At 68.0% G+C, this 17,311-nt stretch carries 19 protein-coding genes; 1 reads left to right on the forward strand and 18 read right to left on the reverse strand.

Annotation, left to right across the window (positions count from 1 at the left end):
- Positions 1–39: 39 nt before the first annotated feature.
- From AC5P8C_RS09945 to AC5P8C_RS09965, 5 genes are all read right to left on the reverse strand, one after another.
- Positions 40–1,161 (reverse strand): ABC transporter permease, encoded by a 1,122-nt coding sequence (locus AC5P8C_RS09945; RefSeq protein ID WP_026346933.1) that lies wholly within the window; start codon positions 1,159–1,161, stop codon positions 40–42.
- A complete protein-coding gene (locus AC5P8C_RS09950; RefSeq protein WP_019659206.1) occupies positions 1,158–2,345 on the reverse strand; it encodes an ABC transporter permease in 1,188 nt (395 codons plus the stop codon). The genes AC5P8C_RS09945 and AC5P8C_RS09950 overlap by 4 nt, the downstream gene beginning before the upstream one ends.
- Positions 2,330–3,343, reverse strand: coding sequence for an HlyD family secretion protein (locus AC5P8C_RS09955; RefSeq protein ID WP_019659205.1), 1,014 nt, complete (start codon positions 3,341–3,343; stop codon positions 2,330–2,332). Before AC5P8C_RS09955 ends, AC5P8C_RS09950 begins: the two co-directional genes overlap by 16 nt.
- The gene (locus tag AC5P8C_RS09960; RefSeq protein WP_197575868.1) at positions 3,336–4,736 is read right to left on the reverse strand and encodes a TolC family protein; all 1,401 of its coding nucleotides are present in this window, start codon (positions 4,734–4,736) and stop codon (positions 3,336–3,338) included. The genes AC5P8C_RS09955 and AC5P8C_RS09960 overlap by 8 nt, the downstream gene beginning before the upstream one ends.
- A 78-nt stretch (positions 4,737–4,814) precedes the next feature.
- Positions 4,815–5,708 carry a LysR family transcriptional regulator ArgP gene (locus AC5P8C_RS09965; RefSeq protein ID WP_019659203.1) on the reverse strand — a complete coding sequence of 298 codons (894 nt, stop codon included), beginning with the start codon at positions 5,706–5,708 and terminating at the stop codon, positions 4,815–4,817.
- 106 nt (positions 5,709–5,814) lie between these two features.
- On the opposite strand from AC5P8C_RS09965, the gene AC5P8C_RS09970 reads away from it, so the two are divergent.
- On the forward strand, positions 5,815–6,429 hold the full coding sequence (locus tag AC5P8C_RS09970) for a LysE/ArgO family amino acid transporter (RefSeq protein ID WP_233653087.1): 615 nt from the start codon (positions 5,815–5,817) through the stop codon (positions 6,427–6,429).
- Here the strand turns inward: AC5P8C_RS09970 and map are convergent.
- The 13 genes from map to AC5P8C_RS10035 all read right to left on the reverse strand — a co-directional run bounded on the left by map (position 6,426) and on the right by AC5P8C_RS10035 (position 17,283).
- The gene (gene map / locus AC5P8C_RS09975; protein ID WP_495218922.1) at positions 6,426–7,208 is read right to left on the reverse strand and encodes a type I methionyl aminopeptidase; all 783 of its coding nucleotides are present in this window, start codon (positions 7,206–7,208) and stop codon (positions 6,426–6,428) included. The two genes, AC5P8C_RS09970 and map, sit on opposite strands and share 4 nt — an antisense overlap.
- Positions 7,209–7,218: 10 nt before the next feature.
- Positions 7,219–7,431, reverse strand: a complete 213-nt coding sequence (locus AC5P8C_RS09980) for a ParD-like family protein (RefSeq protein ID WP_019659200.1) — start codon at positions 7,429–7,431, stop codon at positions 7,219–7,221.
- 68 nt (positions 7,432–7,499) lie between these two features.
- Positions 7,500–7,859 carry a bleomycin resistance protein gene (locus tag AC5P8C_RS09985; protein ID WP_495218668.1) on the reverse strand — a complete coding sequence of 120 codons (360 nt, stop codon included), beginning with the start codon at positions 7,857–7,859 and terminating at the stop codon, positions 7,500–7,502.
- A 141-nt stretch (positions 7,860–8,000) separates the two neighbouring features.
- Positions 8,001–8,885: an arginase family protein gene (locus AC5P8C_RS09990; RefSeq protein ID WP_111098995.1), complete on the reverse strand. Its 885-nt coding sequence runs from the start codon at positions 8,883–8,885 to the stop codon at positions 8,001–8,003.
- A gap of 3 nt (positions 8,886–8,888) precedes the next feature.
- Positions 8,889–9,953 (reverse strand): GNAT family N-acetyltransferase, encoded by a 1,065-nt coding sequence (locus tag AC5P8C_RS09995; RefSeq protein ID WP_197597306.1) that lies wholly within the window; start codon positions 9,951–9,953, stop codon positions 8,889–8,891.
- 28 nt (positions 9,954–9,981) lie between these two features.
- Positions 9,982–11,382, reverse strand: a complete 1,401-nt coding sequence (locus AC5P8C_RS10000; protein ID WP_019659196.1) for an aspartate aminotransferase family protein — start codon at positions 11,380–11,382, stop codon at positions 9,982–9,984.
- 64 nt (positions 11,383–11,446) lie between these two features.
- Positions 11,447–12,163 (reverse strand): MtnX-like HAD-IB family phosphatase, encoded by a 717-nt coding sequence (locus AC5P8C_RS10005; RefSeq protein WP_197597307.1) that lies wholly within the window; start codon positions 12,161–12,163, stop codon positions 11,447–11,449.
- 168 nt (positions 12,164–12,331) lie between these two features.
- Positions 12,332–13,540, reverse strand: coding sequence for a DegT/DnrJ/EryC1/StrS family aminotransferase (locus AC5P8C_RS10010; RefSeq protein ID WP_495218671.1), 1,209 nt, complete (start codon positions 13,538–13,540; stop codon positions 12,332–12,334).
- Between the two features lie 10 nt (positions 13,541–13,550).
- Positions 13,551–13,949 (reverse strand): DMT family transporter, encoded by a 399-nt coding sequence (locus AC5P8C_RS10015; protein WP_495218673.1) that lies wholly within the window; start codon positions 13,947–13,949, stop codon positions 13,551–13,553.
- Positions 13,946–14,305 (reverse strand): EamA family transporter, encoded by a 360-nt coding sequence (locus AC5P8C_RS10020; protein WP_021202495.1) that lies wholly within the window; start codon positions 14,303–14,305, stop codon positions 13,946–13,948. Before AC5P8C_RS10020 ends, AC5P8C_RS10015 begins: the two co-directional genes overlap by 4 nt.
- A gap of 1 nt (position 14,306) precedes the next feature.
- Positions 14,307–15,143: an alpha/beta hydrolase gene (locus AC5P8C_RS10025; protein ID WP_472958814.1), complete on the reverse strand. Its 837-nt coding sequence runs from the start codon at positions 15,141–15,143 to the stop codon at positions 14,307–14,309.
- 80 nt (positions 15,144–15,223) lie between these two features.
- Positions 15,224–16,603 (reverse strand): sensor histidine kinase, encoded by a 1,380-nt coding sequence (locus AC5P8C_RS10030; RefSeq protein WP_495218675.1) that lies wholly within the window; start codon positions 16,601–16,603, stop codon positions 15,224–15,226.
- Positions 16,600–17,283 carry a response regulator gene (locus AC5P8C_RS10035; RefSeq protein WP_019659189.1) on the reverse strand — a complete coding sequence of 228 codons (684 nt, stop codon included), beginning with the start codon at positions 17,281–17,283 and terminating at the stop codon, positions 16,600–16,602. Before AC5P8C_RS10035 ends, AC5P8C_RS10030 begins: the two co-directional genes overlap by 4 nt.
- Positions 17,284–17,311 lie beyond the last annotated feature (28 nt).

A 17,311-nucleotide genomic window follows, 5' to 3' on the forward strand; every position in this document is an offset into this window, starting at 1 on the left:
AGCGGCCATGCCGCGGCCCTTGAACAGGTTGCCTGCGACTTAATCCCCTCCGTCCCCTTTTCGGGCCAGGAGGCGCCAGGCGGCGAGGCTGCCGTAAAGCAGCAGCAGAAGGGTGAGGGTGATCAGTTCGTGGCTGACGTCGGTCAGGCGGGCATCCATCTGGTTCAGGCGCACCATCAGGTTGATGCCCGAGGTGGTGGGCAGCAGCTGTGCCAGCCAGACCAGCGGTTGCGGCGTCATCACCGCCGGCCACGACAGGTTGGCCAGGAAAAACAGCGGGATCGAGGTGGCGACGATGTACTGGAAGGCGCGCTCGCGGGTGCGGAAGAAGCTGCCGACCAACAGGCCGAAGGCCACGGTGACGGCGATGAACAAGGTGCCGCCCAGCAGCTGGCCTATCGGGTTGCCGCCGCGCGGGTAGTCCTGCGCCCAGGCAGTGAAACCGGCGTACCAGAACAGGCCGAACAGTCCGATCAGGCCGAAGCCCAACGCCATGCCGGCCAGCGTCGGCAGGTCGAAGCGCAGGCGCCGGCCCAGTGCGAGGCGGCGGCCGCCGAGCAGAACGCCGATGCCCATCAACAGCGTCTGGTGCACGATCAGCTCGGCCACCCCGGGCACGATCGCGCTGCCATAGCCTTCCTGGGTGTTGTGCAGCGGACGCTGCACAAGCGTGACCGGCAGGGCCTGGGGTGCACCCATGAAGGCGGCCTGGCCGACCACGGCATCACGCCCGAACGCACCCAGCGCGTCAGCTACGCTGCCCAGCACCCAGCTGGCGCGGCCCAGGTAGGCGCCGTTGCCAAGCAGTACCAGCTTGGCTGGATGGCCGCGCAGGATGTCGCGCTCCAGATTGGCCGGGATCACGACGATCCCCTCGGCCTGGCCGGCTTCCAGCTGCCGGCGTGCGCTGTCGACGTCCGCCGGTTGCCCGACCACGCGCGCAACGCGCAGTGCGTCGAGCTTGCGCAGCAGCTCGCGGCTGGTCGCGCTGTGGTCTTCGTCCACCACCAGCACCGGCAGGTTGCCGGCCACCTGGTGCCGGTAGGCGGCCGGATAGAAGAACGAGTACAGGATCACTGCACCGACCATCACCACGATCGCGTAGCGGTCGCACAGGACCGCCATCAGGGTCTGCCGGAGGCTGCGCCAGAGTACGCTCATGCGTCGCCCCCCGCCGGCTGTGCGGCTTCTGGGGTACGCGCAAAGGCGATCAGGCGCAGCCCGCCGATGCCCCCGGCCACCACCGTCATCAATAGCAGCGTAGCCAGCGGCCATGCCGAAACCTGCAGCGGCGAGCCGATGAACTGCTGTTGGGTCTGCAGCTTGATGTAGGCGCTCAATGGCAGCAGCTGATGCCAGATGCGGGTGAACAACGGCCCGTCCAGCACCGGGAACGTGGCGCTGGAGAACGCCAGTGCGGTGCCGATGCTGAGGCCCACCGCGGACAGTGCGGTGCCCATGTCGCGGGTGACGCCGACGAAGAACAGCGCGTAGGCGGCGGTGGCCAGGTAGAACAACGGCTGCGCGAGCAGCAGCAGAAGTACGCTGCCGGCCACGCCGTCGCCACGCAGCCATGCCAGGTAACCGATGCCGAGCGCGCCATACAGCGAGAACAGCAGGAGGTACGGCGCGACCTTGCCGGCAATCGCCGACCACGGCGTGCGGCCCAGCCAGGCGGGCAGGGTGCCATCGCGGACCTCGCGGCCGAGGCTGCCGGCCACCGCAAGTGCCAGTACCAGTGACAGCACCGCCGGGAAGATCAGCGGCAGCAGGAACAGCTCGTAGCTGCGTGCCGGGTTGTAGAGGATGTCCGACTGCACAGCGATCGGCGCCGCACGCAGCTTGCCCGGGCCGACCTGCAGGCCAATGCGCTCGCGCAGCAGGCGTGCATTCCATGCGGAAACCGCCTCGCCGATGTCGCGCGCCGCCGACTGGCCGGTGGTCATGTACGTGGCGTTGTAATAGGCGAACACCGTGCCCTGGCGGCCGCGCAGCGCTTGGCGGGTGACGTCGCGCGGCACCAGCACGATGGCGAATACATCCAGGCGGCGCAGCTGCGAACGTGCGTCTTCCATGTCCGCTGGCTGGCTGGCGACGCGTACGCCGGGACTGGCGTCGAGCATGCGCAGCAGCAGGCGGCTGTCACTGCTGTGGTCAAGGTCAACCACAGCAATCGGGATGTCGCGCATCACCGACGGCGTGAACATCCATGCCATCACTACCAGCATCAGTAGTGGCAGCAAGGTGACCAGCAGCAGGTCGGCACGGTTGCCGCGCAGCGACTGCAGCTCGCGTCGCCACGAAGCGGCGAAGCCGTTGCGGTCCGGGCTCAGTGCTGGGGCCATGCGAACAGCACGCTCATGCCGGGGCGGAAGCCCTCGATGCGGCGTACCGGGCGCACCCGCACCTCGAAGCTGCGGACGTCATAGCCGGACGACTGGCGGGTGGTACGCCAGGTTGCATAGTCACCGGCCGGATTGATGAAGTAGACCTCGAATTCGCCGTCCAGGCCGAGCGCCGGCACGCTGCCCTGCAGCTTGCTGCCGACCTTCAGGCCCTGCATCTGCGATTCGCGCAGGTTCATGGCGACCCACATGCGGTCGATGTCGACCAGGGTGAACACCGGATAGCCGGCCGGCACCAGCTCGCCCGGGTCGGCCATGCGCTTGTTGATCTCGCCCGCCACCGGCGCGCGTCCCTCCACTTCGGCACGCGCCGCGTTGACTTCGGCCACCGCGCCCTGCGCCTGCTGCACCTGGCCCTGCGCGGCGCGCTTGTCCTGCTCTCGGGCGCCGGCCAATGCCATGTCGTACTGCGCGCGGGCGGCGCGGGCCAGTTCGCGCGAACTGGTGGCCTGGGCATGCGCTTCATCGCGCTTCTGCCGGGTCATCACCCCTTCGTTGAACAGGTTCTGCACGCGCCGGTAGGTGGCTTCGGCCAGTGCCGCGCCGGCTTCGGCGCGCTTCCAGTTCGCTTCGGCGGCGCGGATGTCTTCGCTGCGCGCGCCTTCGTCGGCCTTGTCGGCCACCGCCTGCGCAGCCGCCAATGCGCCGTGCGCCTGCTGTTCCTTGGCGGCCACTTCGGGGCTGTCGAGCAGGAACAGCACCTGCCCGGGCTGCACGCGATCGCCCTCGCGCACCTTCAGCTCGGCCACGCGCGCGGTGATCTTGGCGGCCACGTTGATCGTATCCGCATCGGCCATGCCCTGGATCTGGTCGGCCGGGCTGCGCCAGGCCAGCCACAGGCCCAGCACCACCGCGACCAGGAGGACCACCAGCAGGATCGGTCCCAGCCGTCGCTTGCCGGGGGGCGTCGTCGCATCGTCGTGCAGCACGTCACTCATGGTCGATCACCTCGTCCGCACGCCGCCGGAATTCTTCGAAACGGTCCATCTGTCCACTGATCTCCAGCAACTGTGCCAGCGCAATGTCGTATTGGTAGGCGGCCTGTGCGCGCTCGACACGGGCGCCGCCCAGGCCGAGCCGCGCATCGATCACATCCAGCGAGGTGGCCTGGCCTTCGCGGAATGCCAGCTCCTGCAGGCGCAGGTTTTCCTGTGCCTGGGCGATGCTGCTGTCGAGCAGCACGAACTGCTGGCGCGCGGTTTCCAGTTCGTTCCAGGCCTTGCGCACACCCAGTGCGACCTGGTTCTCGGCCTCGCGCAGGCCGGCTTCGGCCTGGTCCTGTTGTGCACGCGCGGCGCTGATCTGCGCCGGCCGCGAGTTCGGTGACAGGAAGGTGTACTTCAGCCCGATGCCGAACGCCCAGTCCGGGTCGGTCAGCATCTCGTCGCGGCGACGGAAGTCATATTGGCCGAAGGCGAAGATCTGCGGCTTCAGCTTGGCCTGCTGCACGCGCACGCCCTGTTCGGCCTGCGCCACCATCGCGCGCAAGCGCGCGATCTGCGGCTGGCGCGCCTGCGCCGTGCGCTCGAAGCTGGTCACCGGTTCCAGCGGCACGCGCTGCACGAACAGCGGCGACACCGGCTGCACCTCGCCGCCACTGCGCAGCAGCGTGGACAGCGCGGCCTTCAGCGTGGCCAGGTCATTCACCGTCTTCTGATACTCGCGCTCGGCCTTGTCGCGGGCCACGGTGGCCTGCAGGCGCTGGGCGCGGGTGGCGAAGCCCTCGCGTTCGAGCTTTTCGGCATCGGACAGGTGGCGGTTGAGGCCGTCGCGCACGTCGCGGCGCACGTCCACCGCCTGCTCGGCCAGGCGCTGGCCGAAGTAGGCCTGGGCCAGCTGCACGGTCAATGATTGGCGCTGTGCCTCGCGCTCGGCGTTGGCCTGCTCATGGGCGGCGCTGGCCGCACGTTGCGCGGCCGGGATCACGCCGCCGGTGTACAGCGGCAGCACCGCGGTCACTACCGGGCGTGTACGCCAGTCGCGCTCGGTGAACGACAGTGGCGAATCGATACCGAAGGCTTCAGCCACCGGCGCCAGCGAACCCAGTGGCAGGGTCAGGGTCTTCTGGAACTGCAGGCGGCGCACTTCGCCGGTGATCTCCGGCAGGCGCAGCAGGCGCGTGGCGTCCTGCAGGTCCTGCTTGTTGCGTACCGCTGCATCAGCGGCCGCCAGCGCATCGGAGACCTGCTCCAGGCGTTGCCGTGCCTGTTCCCAGTCCAATGCGGGGGCGTCGCTGGTGGGCTGCGCGGGGGCAGCGAATGGCAGGCAGGCTGCCAGCGCCAGCGCGGCCTTCGCGCGGTGCATCCTTGTACGTCGGCCGATCACGCCCATGCCGTCCCAGTGGTAAAGAAGTGCGCAAACGGTAGTGCGCGCGGCGTGAAGCCCGGGTCTGCGATCATCGTTTCGTCCTCAACGAAGGGTGCCGCTGGCCGCAGTGCGCAGCGCCTGGGTGATGTGCTGCAGCGTGCTTGAGCGCACGGCGGCATGCTGCCAGTACAGCGGCACATCGAGCCAGCGGCGGGGTTCCAGGACCACCACGCGGCCAGCGCACACGGCGGGGGCGACCAGGGTTTCCGGGGCCATGCCCCAGCCGAGTCCGCACGCGGCGGCTTCGACGAAACCGGTGGAGGAGGGCAGGTAGTGTAGCGGCGGCTGCAGGCGCGCGCGGGTCAGGCGCCGCACGAAGCGCCATTGCAGTTCATCTTTGCGGTTGAACACCAGCATCGGTGCGCGCGCCAGGGCCGCGGCCTGCATGCCATCGTTGAAGTACTGGCGGGCGAAGCCGGGCGAAGCGATCGCGTGGTAACGCATGGCGCCGAGCGGGTACACGTTGCAGCCCTTCACCGGCTGGCTTTCGGCGGTGACCGCGCCGAGCACGCTGCCATCGCGCAGCAGTTGCAGGGTGTGGTCCTGGTCGTCCATGCGCAGGTCGAACAGGTAGCCATGGCGCTGGTGCAGGTCGGCGATGGCCGGCACGAACCAGGTGTCAAGCGAGTCGTCGTTGACCGCCAGGGGGATGGGCGTACGCGCAGCGTCGTTGCCACGCTCGGGCAGCAGCTCGGCCAGCGCCTCGGCTTCCAGTGCCTGCATCGGCCGTACCCGGCGCAGCAGTGCTTCCCCCGCAGCGGTCGGTCGGCAGGGTGCCTGGCGCACCACCAGTACCTGGCCGAGGCGGTCTTCCAGCGCCTTGACCCGCTGCGATAGTGCCGACGGGCTGATCGACAGGCGGTGTGCCGCGGCCTCGAAGCTGCCTTCTTCCAGCACCGCAGCGAATGCGGCCAGCTGCGGATGTACCAGGTCCATGCCGTCGCCTCTTCAGTTTTCCTGCACAGGATAAAGAAAAATCAGATTGTCTAAACAGGGCAATTGGCCGCACCCTGCGCGTCCCCTCGCTGCCTGGGCCTTCCTGATGTGGATCGCCGCCATTGCCGCCGGCCTGTTCGCGGGTGCCGGCCTGATCATCGCCATCGGCGCACAGAATGCCTTCGTGCTGCGACAAGGGTTGCAGCGTCGGCATGTCGGAACGGTGGTGGCTGCCTGTGCCGGCGCGGACATCGCGCTGATACTGGCCGGCGTCGGCGGCATGGGCGCGCTGGTGCTGCAGTGGCCGCTGCTGCTGCAGGGGCTGCGCTTCGGTGGCGCCGCGTTCCTGCTGTGGTATGGCCTGCGGGCAGGGCTGCGCGCGCGGCGCGGAGGCAGTGCACTGGCCGCGGCCGAGGCGCAGGGCGGCAGCGCGCGCCAGGTGCTGCTGACCTGCCTGGCCTTCACCCTGCTCAATCCGCACGTCTACCTGGATACCGTGGTGCTGCTGGGCAGTCTGTCCACGCGCTACCCGGGTGACCTGCGCTGGGCCTTCGCCGCCGGGGCGTGTCTGGCCAGCGTGGCCTGGTTCTGTTCTCTGGGCTATGGCGCGCGCCTGTTGCAGCCAGTGTTCCGCAAGCCAGGTGCCTGGCGGGTGCTGGATGCCGCCGTGGCGGTCTTCATGTTCTGCCTGGCGACACTGTTGCTGTTGCGTCCGCTCTAGGCCGCGTCCACCGCGCACAATGGCGCTTCGCCGGGGCGCAGGGTCAGTACGCGCACACCGTTGCGGGTGACCGCCACCGTGTGCTCGAACTGCGCCGACAGCTTGCCGTCGCGGGTGTAGACCGGCCATTCGTCCGGCTGCTGGCGGATGGCCGGCTTGCCCTGGTTGAGCATCGGCTCGATGGTGAACACCATGCCTTCTTCCAGCACCCTGCCGGTGTTGGGATGGCCGTAGTGCAGGATCTGCGGTTCTTCGTGCATTTCCTGGCCGATGCCATGGCCGCAGTATTCCTTCACCACGCTGTAGCCGTGGCTGCGCGCGTGGCGGGCGATGGCGTGGCCGATATCGCCCAGGCGCGCGCCGGGGCGCACCGCAGCGATGCCTTTCCACATCGCCTGGTAGGCGGTCTGCACCAGCCTGCGCGCGGCGTAGTCGACCTCACCGACCAGGTAGGTGGTGCTGGAGTCGGCGATGTAGCCGTTCTTCTCCAGGGTGATGTCGAGGTTGACGATCTGGCCGCTGCGCAGCACGTCGGTGGTGCTGGGCACGCCGTGGCAGATGACGTTGTCGATCGAGGTATTGAGCACGTACGGGAAGCCGTACTGGCCCTTGCTGGCCGGCCGCGCCTGCAGCTCGTCGACGATCATGCGTTCTACGAAATCGTTGATCTCCATCGTGCTGCGGCCCTGCAGCGGCAGCTGGTCGAGTGCGGCGAACACCTGGGCCAGCAGGCGACCCGATTCGGCCATCAGCTCAACTTCTTCCGGCCGTTTGATGATGCCCATGGACTCAGGCCTGACCTGGCGCCAGCAGCGGCGGCTGCACCCCGGCCGCGCGCAGTTCACTGGCGACGATGTCCTGGAAACTCAGCGTCGGGTTCATTTCGCACAGCATGCCGACCCGGATCCAGAAGTTGGCCTGGGCGTTGATCGAGCGGCTGGAAACGGTGCAGGCACGGCGCAGCTGGTCGTGCAGGGTGTCATCGATGTTGACGATGCCCATGGGCGGTCCTGGAGCTGGGAAGATACGAAGCGTATACGTTTCGTATATCCGTCTCAAGCCGGCGTCGTTCAGTCCAGGTGGGTGGCAAAGCGCAGGCGGTTGCCGTCGGGGTCACGCAGCCGCATCTCGCGGCTGCCCCATTCGGTGTCATGCGGCGGCTGTTCGATGGGGACACCCGCGGCGCTGAAGGCGCGGTGCAGCGCGTCTACGTCCTCGACGATCAAGTACACCGCGCCGCCGACCTCACAGTCGCCGCTGTGCTCGGTGAGGAAGATCGTCTGGCCGTCGCGGGTGAGCTGGGCGAACAGTGGGAAGCCTGGTTCGAAGCGGTGTTCCCAGTCGACTACGAAACCCAGTCCCTGCACGTAGAACGGCAGGGTGGTATCGGCGTGGTGCATGCGCAGTTGCGGGATGACGGTCTGGGGCATCGCGGCGGCTCCGGGGCGGAAGTCCAGTGTAGTGCCGGCCGCTGGCCGGCATCCGCATGCGCCCGGGAACAACGAGGTTGCCGGCCAGCGGCCGGCACTACCGGAGCTACGCCGGCCAGCGGCCGGCACAACCGGACGCGGTCAGCAGGCGGTTGGCACCGAAGCCATAGCCGCCAGCAGCTCGCGGTTCACCTGCTGGTGCCGCGCCTGCCACGCGGGCAGGTCATCGACACGGATGTCGGGCTGGCCATCCAGCGAGGACAGCCAGCGCTTGAAGCGGCTGCGGTAGTGGGCCAGCGACACTTCGCCGGTGATGTCACTGCCGACCAGGCCACCGGCGCGCAGTGCTTCGATCACCACCAGCGCGTGTTCCAGCTGGAAGCGGCCCTGGTCCCAGTTGCTGCGCGCAACGTCCTCGGCGAACACATCCTTGTCGATCGACAGATAGGTCGGCTGCGGTGACGTGGCCTGCTCGGCGGCGAACGCGGCGACCAGGGCCTCGGGATGCTCGAAACGGCGGAAGGCGTGGCCCATGCCGAGGCGATGGCCCCAGCCCACGTCCACATCCATGCACCAGTAGGTCAGGCGACCGCACATCAGCGGTCGCCAGTGGTTCTCCCAGGCATGACCGAGGCCGATGTCCCTGGAGGTGACGCCGAGCACATGGATGTGCGAGATCTGCGGTAGCTTGCTGGCGGCGTTTACCCACGAGCCGCAGTGCATGCCGAACGGGAAACGCATGTTGTCCGGATGGTTGTCCAGCACGACCAGCTGGAATGGCGCCTGCCCATGCATGCGGCGCAGCAGCGGCAGGCTGAGATGGTGGAAGTCACCACTGCCGAGCATGACCGTGCCGAGCTGCGCGGGCAGCGGTGCCAGCACTTCGGCGGCGAAACGGTCCAGGGTGGCATTGCTGCAGGCGAAGCGCAGCGGGTCGTGCCACTGCGGCAGGGCCAGGATCTGCGCCCGGGGCAGCGGCAGCACGCCACCGTCCAGGTCCAGGATCAGCGGCGAACGCACCGGCATCGTTCAACCGCCTCCATCAGGTTCGCCCTGCAGGTACGGGGCCAGCCTGCGAAGGGCGGCACGCAGCAGCGGGGAACGGGCATGGATCGCATGCCGGGTGGAGGTGAAGCGCGCACCCAGTTCGGCCTTGATGCGCGAGTCGGTCCAGCCGGCCACGTAGTGGCTCAGGCCGTGCTGCAGGGCGTACTCGATGTTGTGCATCCAGCTGACCGCGTACAGGTTGTGCTCGCGTGATTGCGGGTAGGCCAGGCCGATGTACTTGTCCACCAGCTTTCCGGCGTGGATGTAGCACAGGTTCCAGCCGATCAGCAGACCCTGGTGGCGGTACAGGAACATGCGGCCCTGGCCCTGGCTGTCGGCCAACAGGTATTGGAAGTAGGGCAGGTCGAGCTGGTCGAAATGCACCGCGCTCTGCGCATACACGCCCAGGTACAGCGCATACAGTTCGGCCTGCAGCTGTGGGTCGGCCAGGGCCGGATCACCGGTGGCGATGCAGTCGATCTGCAGCTCACCGCGCGAGCGCAGCTTGCGCCGGATGTTCTTGCGGCGCGAGGACGACAGGCGGCCGAGATAGCCATCGATCGAATCGAAATCGATCGCCACCCAGGCCAGTGGCATGCCTTCCAGTTCAACGAAGCCGCGCGCCAGCAATGCCTGCAGGAAGGTAGCGCTGTGCGCATTGGCCGCGTCGTCCAGCAACGGTGAATCGATGGCCAGATCCTTCACCACCAGCAGCCGGGTATCGCCGATCGCGTGACGCGTCACGTCCTCGGCCAGTGCCTCCGGCGCGACGTGTGCCGGCAGCGGGGTATACTCGGTGCTGGTGGCACCGACGAAGCGCGTCTTCCAGGTGATCCACGGCCGCCACAGGCGCGACAGCGGCAAGCCAAGCAGCTTGCCGCGCAGGTCGTCGTCCATCGTGGTGGTCAGGTCGAGCGGCGCACGGAAGGTCGGCAGGCCGCTGGGGAGCAGGCCTGCCTCGAATCCAAGCGGCGGGTGGGCCAGGAAGCCCTCCAGCAGCGCGGCCGGTTCCAGCGCGGTGCTGGATGCGCGTGACGTCATCTCCATCGGCACGGGAACCGGCAGCGCATCGACCTCAGCCCTTGGCCTTGGTCAGCGCCTGGTCGAGCAGGGTGATCGCCAGGCCGATCTCTTCGTAGCTGATGTCCAGCGACGGCGCGAAGGTGATCACGTTCTTGTACCAGCCACCCACGTCGAGCACGAGGCCCATGCGCTTGCCGTCGTGCAGGAGGTCACCGGCCAGGCCGATGTCGACCATGCGGTCCAGCAGCTCCTTGTTCGGGGTGTAGCCGTCGGCCTGGCAGATTTCCGCACGCAGCGCCAGGCCCAGGCCGTCGACGTCGCCGATCTCCGGGTGACGCTTCTGCAGGCCACGCAGGCCGTCGAGGAAGTACGCTCCCTTCTCCGGCACGGTGCGCTCGTAATCCATTTCCTTGCCCAGCTTCAGCACTTCCAGGCCGAGGCGGGTGCCCAGCGGATTGGAGTTGAAGGTGGAGTGGGTGGAGCCCGGCGGGAACACGGTCGGGTTGATCAGCTCTTCGCGCGCCCACAGGCCCGACAGCGGGTTCAGGCCGTTGGTCAGCGCCTTGCCGAACACCAGCACGTCCGGGGTCACGCCGAAGTGCTCGATCGACCACAGCTTGCCGGTGCGCCAGAAACCCATCTGGATTTCATCGACGACCATCAGGATGCCGTACTTGTCCAGCACGCGCTTGAGGCCGGTGAAGAAGTTGCGCGGCGGGATGACGTAGCCGCCGGTGCCCTGGATCGGCTCGACGTAGAACGCGGCGTACTCGGCCTGGCCGACCTTGGGATCCCACACGCCGTTGTACTCGCTTTCGAACAGCCGCTCGAACTGCCACACGCAGTGGTCGGAGTACTCGTCCGGGGTCATGCCCTTCGGGCGACGGAAGGGGTACGGGAACGGGATGAACATCGCGCGCTCGCCGAAGTGGCCGTAGCGGCGGCGGTAGCGGTAGCTGGAGGTGATCGACGACGCACCCAGGGTGCGGCCGTGGTAGCCGCCCTCGAAGGCGAACATCAGGCTCTTGCCGCCGCGCGCGTTGCGCACGATCTTCAGCGAGTCCTCAATGGCCTGCGCGCCGCCGACGTTGAAGTGCACGCGGCCGTCGAGGCCGAACTTCTCGTGCATGTCCACGGCAATGGTCTTGGCCAGCTGCACGCGGGTCGGGTGCAGGTACTGGCTGGCGACCTGCGGCAGGGTGTCGATCTGGTCCTTCAGTGCATCGTTCAGGCGCTTGTTGCTGTAGCCGAAGTTGCAGGCCGAGTACCACATCTGCAGGTCGAGGTAGGGCACGCCCGCGCCGTCGAACATGTAGCTGCCTTCGCCGCGCTGGAAGATCTTCGGCGGGTCGACGTAGTGGACGGTATCGCCGAAGGAGCTGTAGCGGGCTTCGTCGGCCAGCAGCTGCGCATCGGAGGCAGCCGCGTCGGCGTTCTTGTCAAAAATGTTCATGCAGTTCGGTTCCGTGAAGGACGTTCGAAAGGGGGGACGGGGGAGCGCGGCTGGAAGGGAGTGCTCAGGCGGTGGCCAGCAGCAGGGGCAGTGCGGCGGGCTGCGGGCTGGCGTCGAGGCGACGTGGCTGCAGCAGGCTGCCATCGAGCAGGCGCGGCAACAGCGCGATTGCATCGTGGAAGGTATCGATGGCGGCATGCGCGATGCCGGCATTCGTGCAATGGGTGATCAGGCGGCGCTTGGCGAACACGAAGTCGGCGTCTTCAGAGACGCAGAAGTCCGAGCTGCCGTCGCCGATCATCAGCACGCGGGGGGCTTCGTTGGCGCGCGCCTGCGCAGCGCAGGTGCACTTGCAGGTCCCGCTGCGGCACCCTTCGGCCTGGTAGGGCGACTCCAGTTCCCAATGGTCTTCGCACCAGCGCAGGTGGTTGGCCACCACCGGCAGCGGTGGCAGGCCATGGTTGGCAAGGATGCGGTGGATCGCGTAGTCCAGGCCGTCGCTGACGATGCGCAGCGGCAGGCCCAGCTGTTCGGCGCGGCAGACGAAGGCCGCGAAGCCCGGATCGATCTGCACCTGGTCCAGGTGTGCGTCGAGCGTGGCCGGGTCCAGCTTCAGCAGCCGCACCTGGCCCTGCATGCATTCACGCGAGCCGATCGCGCCCGATTTCCACTGCTCTTCCAGCGCCTGCCAGCCGGGCTGGCCGTACTTTTCCAGCAGCGAGTCGATGACATCTTCCAGGCTGATGGTGCCGTCGAAGTCACACAGGATGCTCCAGCGCATGGGCAGGTCCGTCGATGAAAGAAACGTCCGGCACGATGCCGGGGCAGGCTCAATGTAGGCAGGCCGCCTTTCGTGTTCCTTTCCTGTTGAAAGCCTGCACCGCAGGCTGGGGAAAGTGTTCAGGAATCGCGCTTGCTGAACGGGCGTAATGCCCTGGAAACCGCGGTTTCAGAGCTGCGCAGCGGCCAGCGCCCGCAGGATCTCCGCGGTTTCCTCACGGGTCTGCCAGGCGCTGTTGCCAAGGGTCAGCATGCGTGCGGCGAAGTCACGTGCATTGGGCACGTTCTCCTGCGGCACGATGCCACGCAGGTAGGCGTAGTCGGGCAGGGCATGGATGAACATGCGGCTGGCGCCGAGGCCGCGCGGCCACAGTGTGTCCAGTGCGGCGTCACGCGCGCGCTGGCTGGGCAGCAGCAGCATCAGCATCGGCCAGGTGCCGCCGCTACCGGCCAGGCCATCGACCACCTCCACCGCCGGCAGTTGTGCCAGCTGCACGCGCAGCTGCAGTGCGCGCAGGCGCCCGGCCTGCAGGAACGCAGGCAGCCGCCGTGCGGCGTGGGCGCCCACGTTCTGCCGCCACTGGCTGACCCGGTGCTGCGGGATGTCCAGCGGGAAAACGTCACCGACCGCGTCTTCCAGATCGCCACGCTGCAGTGCGCTGCGCAGCGGATTGCCGTACACCAGCGACAGCAGCGAGGGGCGATAGCAGGCGGCAAGGCCAAGCAGCTGCACACTGCGAAGCAGCTCCCAGCGCAGGTTGAAGCGCACGTGTTCGGCGGCATGCTCGGCCAGTTCGGCGCGCAGTTCGTCATCGCGGCTGACCAGCAGGCCGCCTTCGTGCAGGCTCAGCCCCTTCCCTGCAGCGAGGCTGAAGAATCCGATATCGCCACGCAGGCCGACACTGCTGTTGCCCACCCGTGCACCCAGCGCCTGTGCGGCATCTTCGATGACCCGGGTGCCGGCGCCGCGTGCGATGTCGCAGGCCTGTTCGACATCGGCGATGCGCCCGCCCAGGTGGGTCGGCAGGATCGCCAACGTACGCGCATCGGCCAACCGTTTGAGCTGGCCGGGATCGAAGTCGAAGTGGCCGTGCCGGGTATCGCACGGCTGCACGCGCAGGCCGAGGCTGTGCACCGCGATCGGCACCAGCGGGCAGGTGTAGGCCGGCATGATCACTGTGTCGCGCTTTGGCGCACGCTTGCGCAGGGTGCGCAGCGCGATCAGCAGCGCGTGGGTACCGGAACAGGTCAGCTGCAGCGGCGGTGTGCCGAGCTGCTTGGCCAGGATCTCGCGCAGGTCGCCGCCACCGGGAAGGAAGTCGCTGGCCTGCATCGGCAGGCCAGCCGTCGGCGGCAGTTCGCGCGCGAACAGGCTCATCGCCGCGCGCTCATGGCGTGCTTGCGGCGGGGCTGTGCGGGTCGTCCGCTTCCGCGCGGCCGAGGCAGACGATGCCGGCCACGATCAGGACCGCACCGACGAGGTGGTGCAGGGTGAGCGGCTCTTTCAGCAGCCACGCCGAGAGCAGCAGTACGCTGATGACTTCCAGGTGCGAGGCCGCGAACGCCGGGCCGATCGGCGCATGCCGCAGCAGGCTCATCCAGGTGAAGAACGCACCCACGTAGCCCAGGATGGCGCCGTACACCCATGGTTGCGACAGCACGCGCAGCAGCCAGGTGGTGTTGGCCTCGACCGGCAGCGCAGCATCACCGGCGTACTTGAAGCACAGCTGGGCCAGGGTGTCGAAGGCCATCAGCAGGGGGAAGCCGATCACATACAGGCGCCTCATGAGCCGGCCCCCACCACCGCCACGCCTGCTGTGACCAGCAGCATTCCGGTCACCCGCAATGGCGTGAGCTTCTCGCGGAACAGGATGCGGCCGGCGATCATCAGCGCCACGATGTTGATCGAGCCCAGCAGCACGCCCTTGGACAGCGGAACCAGTGACAGGAAGGCGATCCAGGCGACGAACTCAAGCACGTAACAGGCGATGCCGATCCACAGCCAGGGGCGGCTGAGCATGTGCTTCCAGCGCTGCAGTCCCTCGCCCTCCTGCGGGTCGCTGGCGGCGGCCTTGAAGGCGAGCTGGCCACCGGTATCGAGCACGACATTGGCCAGCCACAGCAGCGTGGCAAGTGCCCCCATCTCAGGCCACCGCCTTGAGGACGCCGCTGTGTTCACCGATCCCGGTGAAGAAGCGCGCGCTGCGGCGGATCACCTCGCGGCGTTCGCGGTCGATCGTGATCATGTGGTAGCTGTCCTCCAGCACCACCAGTTCCTTCGGGCCACTGACCCGCGACATCACCAGTTCGGCATTGCCCATGCTGGCCACGTCGTCTTCGCGGGCGTGCATCACCAGGCACGGGGCGGTGACCTGGTGCAGGTGGCGGCGGGTCCAGTTGCTCAGCGCACGCATCTCGGCCAGCGCATGCCAGGGATTGCCCGGCAGGCCGGCCGCCGCGCTGTCGCCGGACAACATGGCGGCGCTGACCTGCGCACGCAGGCGCTCGTCGCGCAGGCCGTACGGCGGTTCTTCCATGAACATGCGGTCGCGGCCGATGTTGAAGCGCTTGAACCACGGCAGCAGGAACGAGAGGCGGGCGACAGCGGGTATGTTCCAGCCGTCGTAGCGGAACGTGGCGCCATACACACCGACGCCGGACACCCAGTCCGGTCGTCGAGCAGCAAGTGCCAGCGACAGCACCGCGCCCATCGACAGGCCACCGACGAACAGCTGGTCGACCTTGCCGCGCAGGCTTGCCGCCGCATTTTCCACGCCCTGGTACCACTGTTCCCAGGTGGTCGCCAGCAGGTCATCCACGGTGCCGCAATGGCCGGGCAGCTGCACGCCGTGTACGGTGAAGCCGGCGTTGTTCAGGCCCTTTCCCAGCATGCGCATCTCCGCCGGAGTACCGGTCAGGCCGTGGACCAGCAGCACGCCGTGCGGGCCACCGGGAAGGAAGAAGTCGTGCGAGTCGGTCACCTGGCGGCTCCGGGACGGCAGTGGGGAGGGTCAGGATCGCAACCGCGATTTTCGCCAGCCTTTCAGCGCCCCGGTCCGGGTCAGGGGCCCTTCAGCAGCGGCAGCGTGATAGCGACCTTGAGCCCGCCGCCGGGGCGGTTGAGGAAGCTCAGGCGCCCGCCGAAGTGCTCCACCGCCTCGTGGGCGATGGCCAGGCCCAGGCCGGTGCCGCTGGCGGTGGTGCCGGGGGCGCGGAAGAAGCGCTCGCCCAGCCGCGGCATCACGTCCTCGGGTACGCCGGGCCCGTTGTCCTCCACGTACAGTTCGACGTCGTTGTCATCCAGCGCGTGCACGCCGACGGTAACGGTCGCATCGCGGCCGGCATAGCGCAGCGCATTGTCGATCAGGTTGTCCAGTGCTTCCTGCAGCTGGGCACCGTTGCCGAGCACGCGCAGCGGCTGGGGGCTGCCGCGGTAACCCAGATCGATGCCATCGCGGATCGCTTCAGGCACGCGTGTACCGACCCACTGCGGCACCCGTTCGCACAGGTCCAGTGCCTCCACCGTCTCCGGCACGGTCTGCGCCCGGCTCAGCGCCAGCAGCTGGGTGCTGACCCGCGCGGTGCGCTGGTTGAGCCGGCGGATGTGCTGCAGTGCCTCGCGCACCGTGTCCGGGTCGCCATGCGCCAGTGCCTGGTCCACGTGCAGGGCCATGCCGGCCAACGGGGAGCGCAGCTGGTGCGCGGCGTCGGCGATGAATCGGTTCTGCAGGGTGATCATTTCCGCCTGGCGGGCAAACAGATCGTCGATGGTGCTGATCAGTGGCTGGATTTCCTCCGGCACGTCGGCGTCGGAGATCGGCGCCAGTTCGCCGCGGCGCTGTGCCAGGCGGGTCCTCAGCGGGGTCAGGATGCGCAGGCCATGGGTCACCCCGAACCAGACCAGCGCGGCAGTGCCCAGCGCCAGCATGGTCATCAGCGGGATGATGATCATCAGGATCTCGCGCGCGCGCTGGCGTCGTTCGGCCATGCTTTCGGCCACGGTCACCGCCAGCTGGTCCTGCGGATCGTTCATCGCACGCGTGCAGACGGTGGCCATGCGCACCGGCTGGCCGTTGAGAATGCCATCGTACAGGGTGGGGTCCACGCCGGTGCATTCCTGCGAAGGCGCGTAGGCACTGAAATCTGCATTGCCGCTGAGCGTCCCCTGGCGGCTGCTGTCGACGTTGAAATAGCGATGGCCGTCGGGCTCGTACTCGATCAGGAAGCGCGCCTGCGGTGACAGCTCGCTGGTCACCGGCATGCCGCTCAGCATCTGCGCGAAGGAGTGCGTGTCGTCGATGAGGTTGCGGTCGTGGATGCGGTTGGAGTAGTCCAGCGCAACGTAGTAGGCCAGGATCGTATTGAAAGTGAGCAGGGCCAGCATCGGCAGCGCCAGGAAGGCAAGCAGGCGCCGGCGCAGGCTGGGCGGTCCACTGATCACGGGGCGCTGTCGTCCTGCGCGTCTTCCAGCATGTAGCCCAGCCCGCGCACGGTGCGGATGCCCATGCCGCCCGGCTGCAGCTTGCGGCGCAGGCGGTGCAGGGCGATGTCCAGGCCGTTGTCGGTGAGGTCCTGGCCCCAGTCGCACAGCGCTTCCACCAGCTGCGCACGCGATACGATGCGCTCGGCGCGAACGGCCAGCGCCGACAGCAGGCCGAACTCGCGTGCGGTCAGTTCAAGTGATTGGTCGTCGATCCAGACGCGGTGCCCGGCCAAGTCCAGGCGCAAGCGGCCGACGCGCAGGTCCGGATTACCATTGCTGGTGACCCGGCGCAGCTGTGCTCGCACGCGGGCTTCGAATTCGTCCAGTGCGAACGGCTTGACCAGGTAGTCATCGGCGCCGAGGTCGAGCACGCGTACCCGCTCGGCCAGGCCGTCACGTGCGGTCACCACCAGCACCGCCAGGCCATCGCCGCGCTGGCGCAGGCGTTGCAGCACGTCGCGGCCATCCAGTTGCGGCAGGCCCAGGTCCAGCACCAGCAGCGCGTACTGCGTCGAGCCCAGTGCAGCATCGGCGTGCGCACCGTTGTCGACGTGGTCGACCACGTGCCCCTGCCGGCGCAGCGAGGCGCACAGGCCGGAGGCGATATCCGGGTCGTCTTCAGCAATCAGAACGCGCATGCGCGGGGCTCCTGTAACGGTCAGGCCC

This window comes from Stenotrophomonas sp. YJH_SMC_46 (assembly GCF_059370315.1).

Coding starts and splice junctions, on each gene's coding strand:
- AC5P8C_RS09995 (WP_197597306.1), bottom strand. CDS start 9,953: ATGGAGATGACGTCACGCGCATCCAGCACCGCGCTGGAACCGGCCGCG.
- AC5P8C_RS09985 (WP_495218668.1), bottom strand. CDS start 7,859: ATGCCCCAGACCGTCATCCCGCAACTGCGCATGCACCACGCCGATACC.
- AC5P8C_RS10020 (WP_021202495.1), bottom strand. CDS start 14,305: ATGGGGGCACTTGCCACGCTGCTGTGGCTGGCCAATGTCGTGCTCGAT.
- AC5P8C_RS10010 (WP_495218671.1), bottom strand. CDS start 13,540: ATGAGCCTGTTCGCGCGCGAACTGCCGCCGACGGCTGGCCTGCCGATG.
- AC5P8C_RS10035 (WP_019659189.1), bottom strand. CDS start 17,283: ATGCGCGTTCTGATTGCTGAAGACGACCCGGATATCGCCTCCGGCCTG.
- AC5P8C_RS10005 (WP_197597307.1), bottom strand. CDS start 12,163: ATGCGCTGGAGCATCCTGTGTGACTTCGACGGCACCATCAGCCTGGAA.
- AC5P8C_RS09965 (WP_019659203.1), bottom strand. CDS start 5,708: ATGGACCTGGTACATCCGCAGCTGGCCGCATTCGCTGCGGTGCTGGAA.
- AC5P8C_RS09970 (WP_233653087.1), top strand. CDS start 5,815: ATGTGGATCGCCGCCATTGCCGCCGGCCTGTTCGCGGGTGCCGGCCTG.
- AC5P8C_RS10015 (WP_495218673.1), bottom strand. CDS start 13,949: ATGAGGCGCCTGTATGTGATCGGCTTCCCCCTGCTGATGGCCTTCGAC.
- AC5P8C_RS09945 (WP_026346933.1), bottom strand. CDS start 1,161: ATGAGCGTACTCTGGCGCAGCCTCCGGCAGACCCTGATGGCGGTCCTG.
- AC5P8C_RS09980 (WP_019659200.1), bottom strand. CDS start 7,431: ATGGGCATCGTCAACATCGATGACACCCTGCACGACCAGCTGCGCCGT.
- AC5P8C_RS09950 (WP_019659206.1), bottom strand. CDS start 2,345: ATGGCCCCAGCACTGAGCCCGGACCGCAACGGCTTCGCCGCTTCGTGG.
- AC5P8C_RS10000 (WP_019659196.1), bottom strand. CDS start 11,382: ATGAACATTTTTGACAAGAACGCCGACGCGGCTGCCTCCGATGCGCAG.
- AC5P8C_RS09960 (WP_197575868.1), bottom strand. CDS start 4,736: ATGGGCGTGATCGGCCGACGTACAAGGATGCACCGCGCGAAGGCCGCG.
- AC5P8C_RS09955 (WP_019659205.1), bottom strand. CDS start 3,343: ATGAGTGACGTGCTGCACGACGATGCGACGACGCCCCCCGGCAAGCGA.
- AC5P8C_RS09990 (WP_111098995.1), bottom strand. CDS start 8,885: ATGCCGGTGCGTTCGCCGCTGATCCTGGACCTGGACGGTGGCGTGCTG.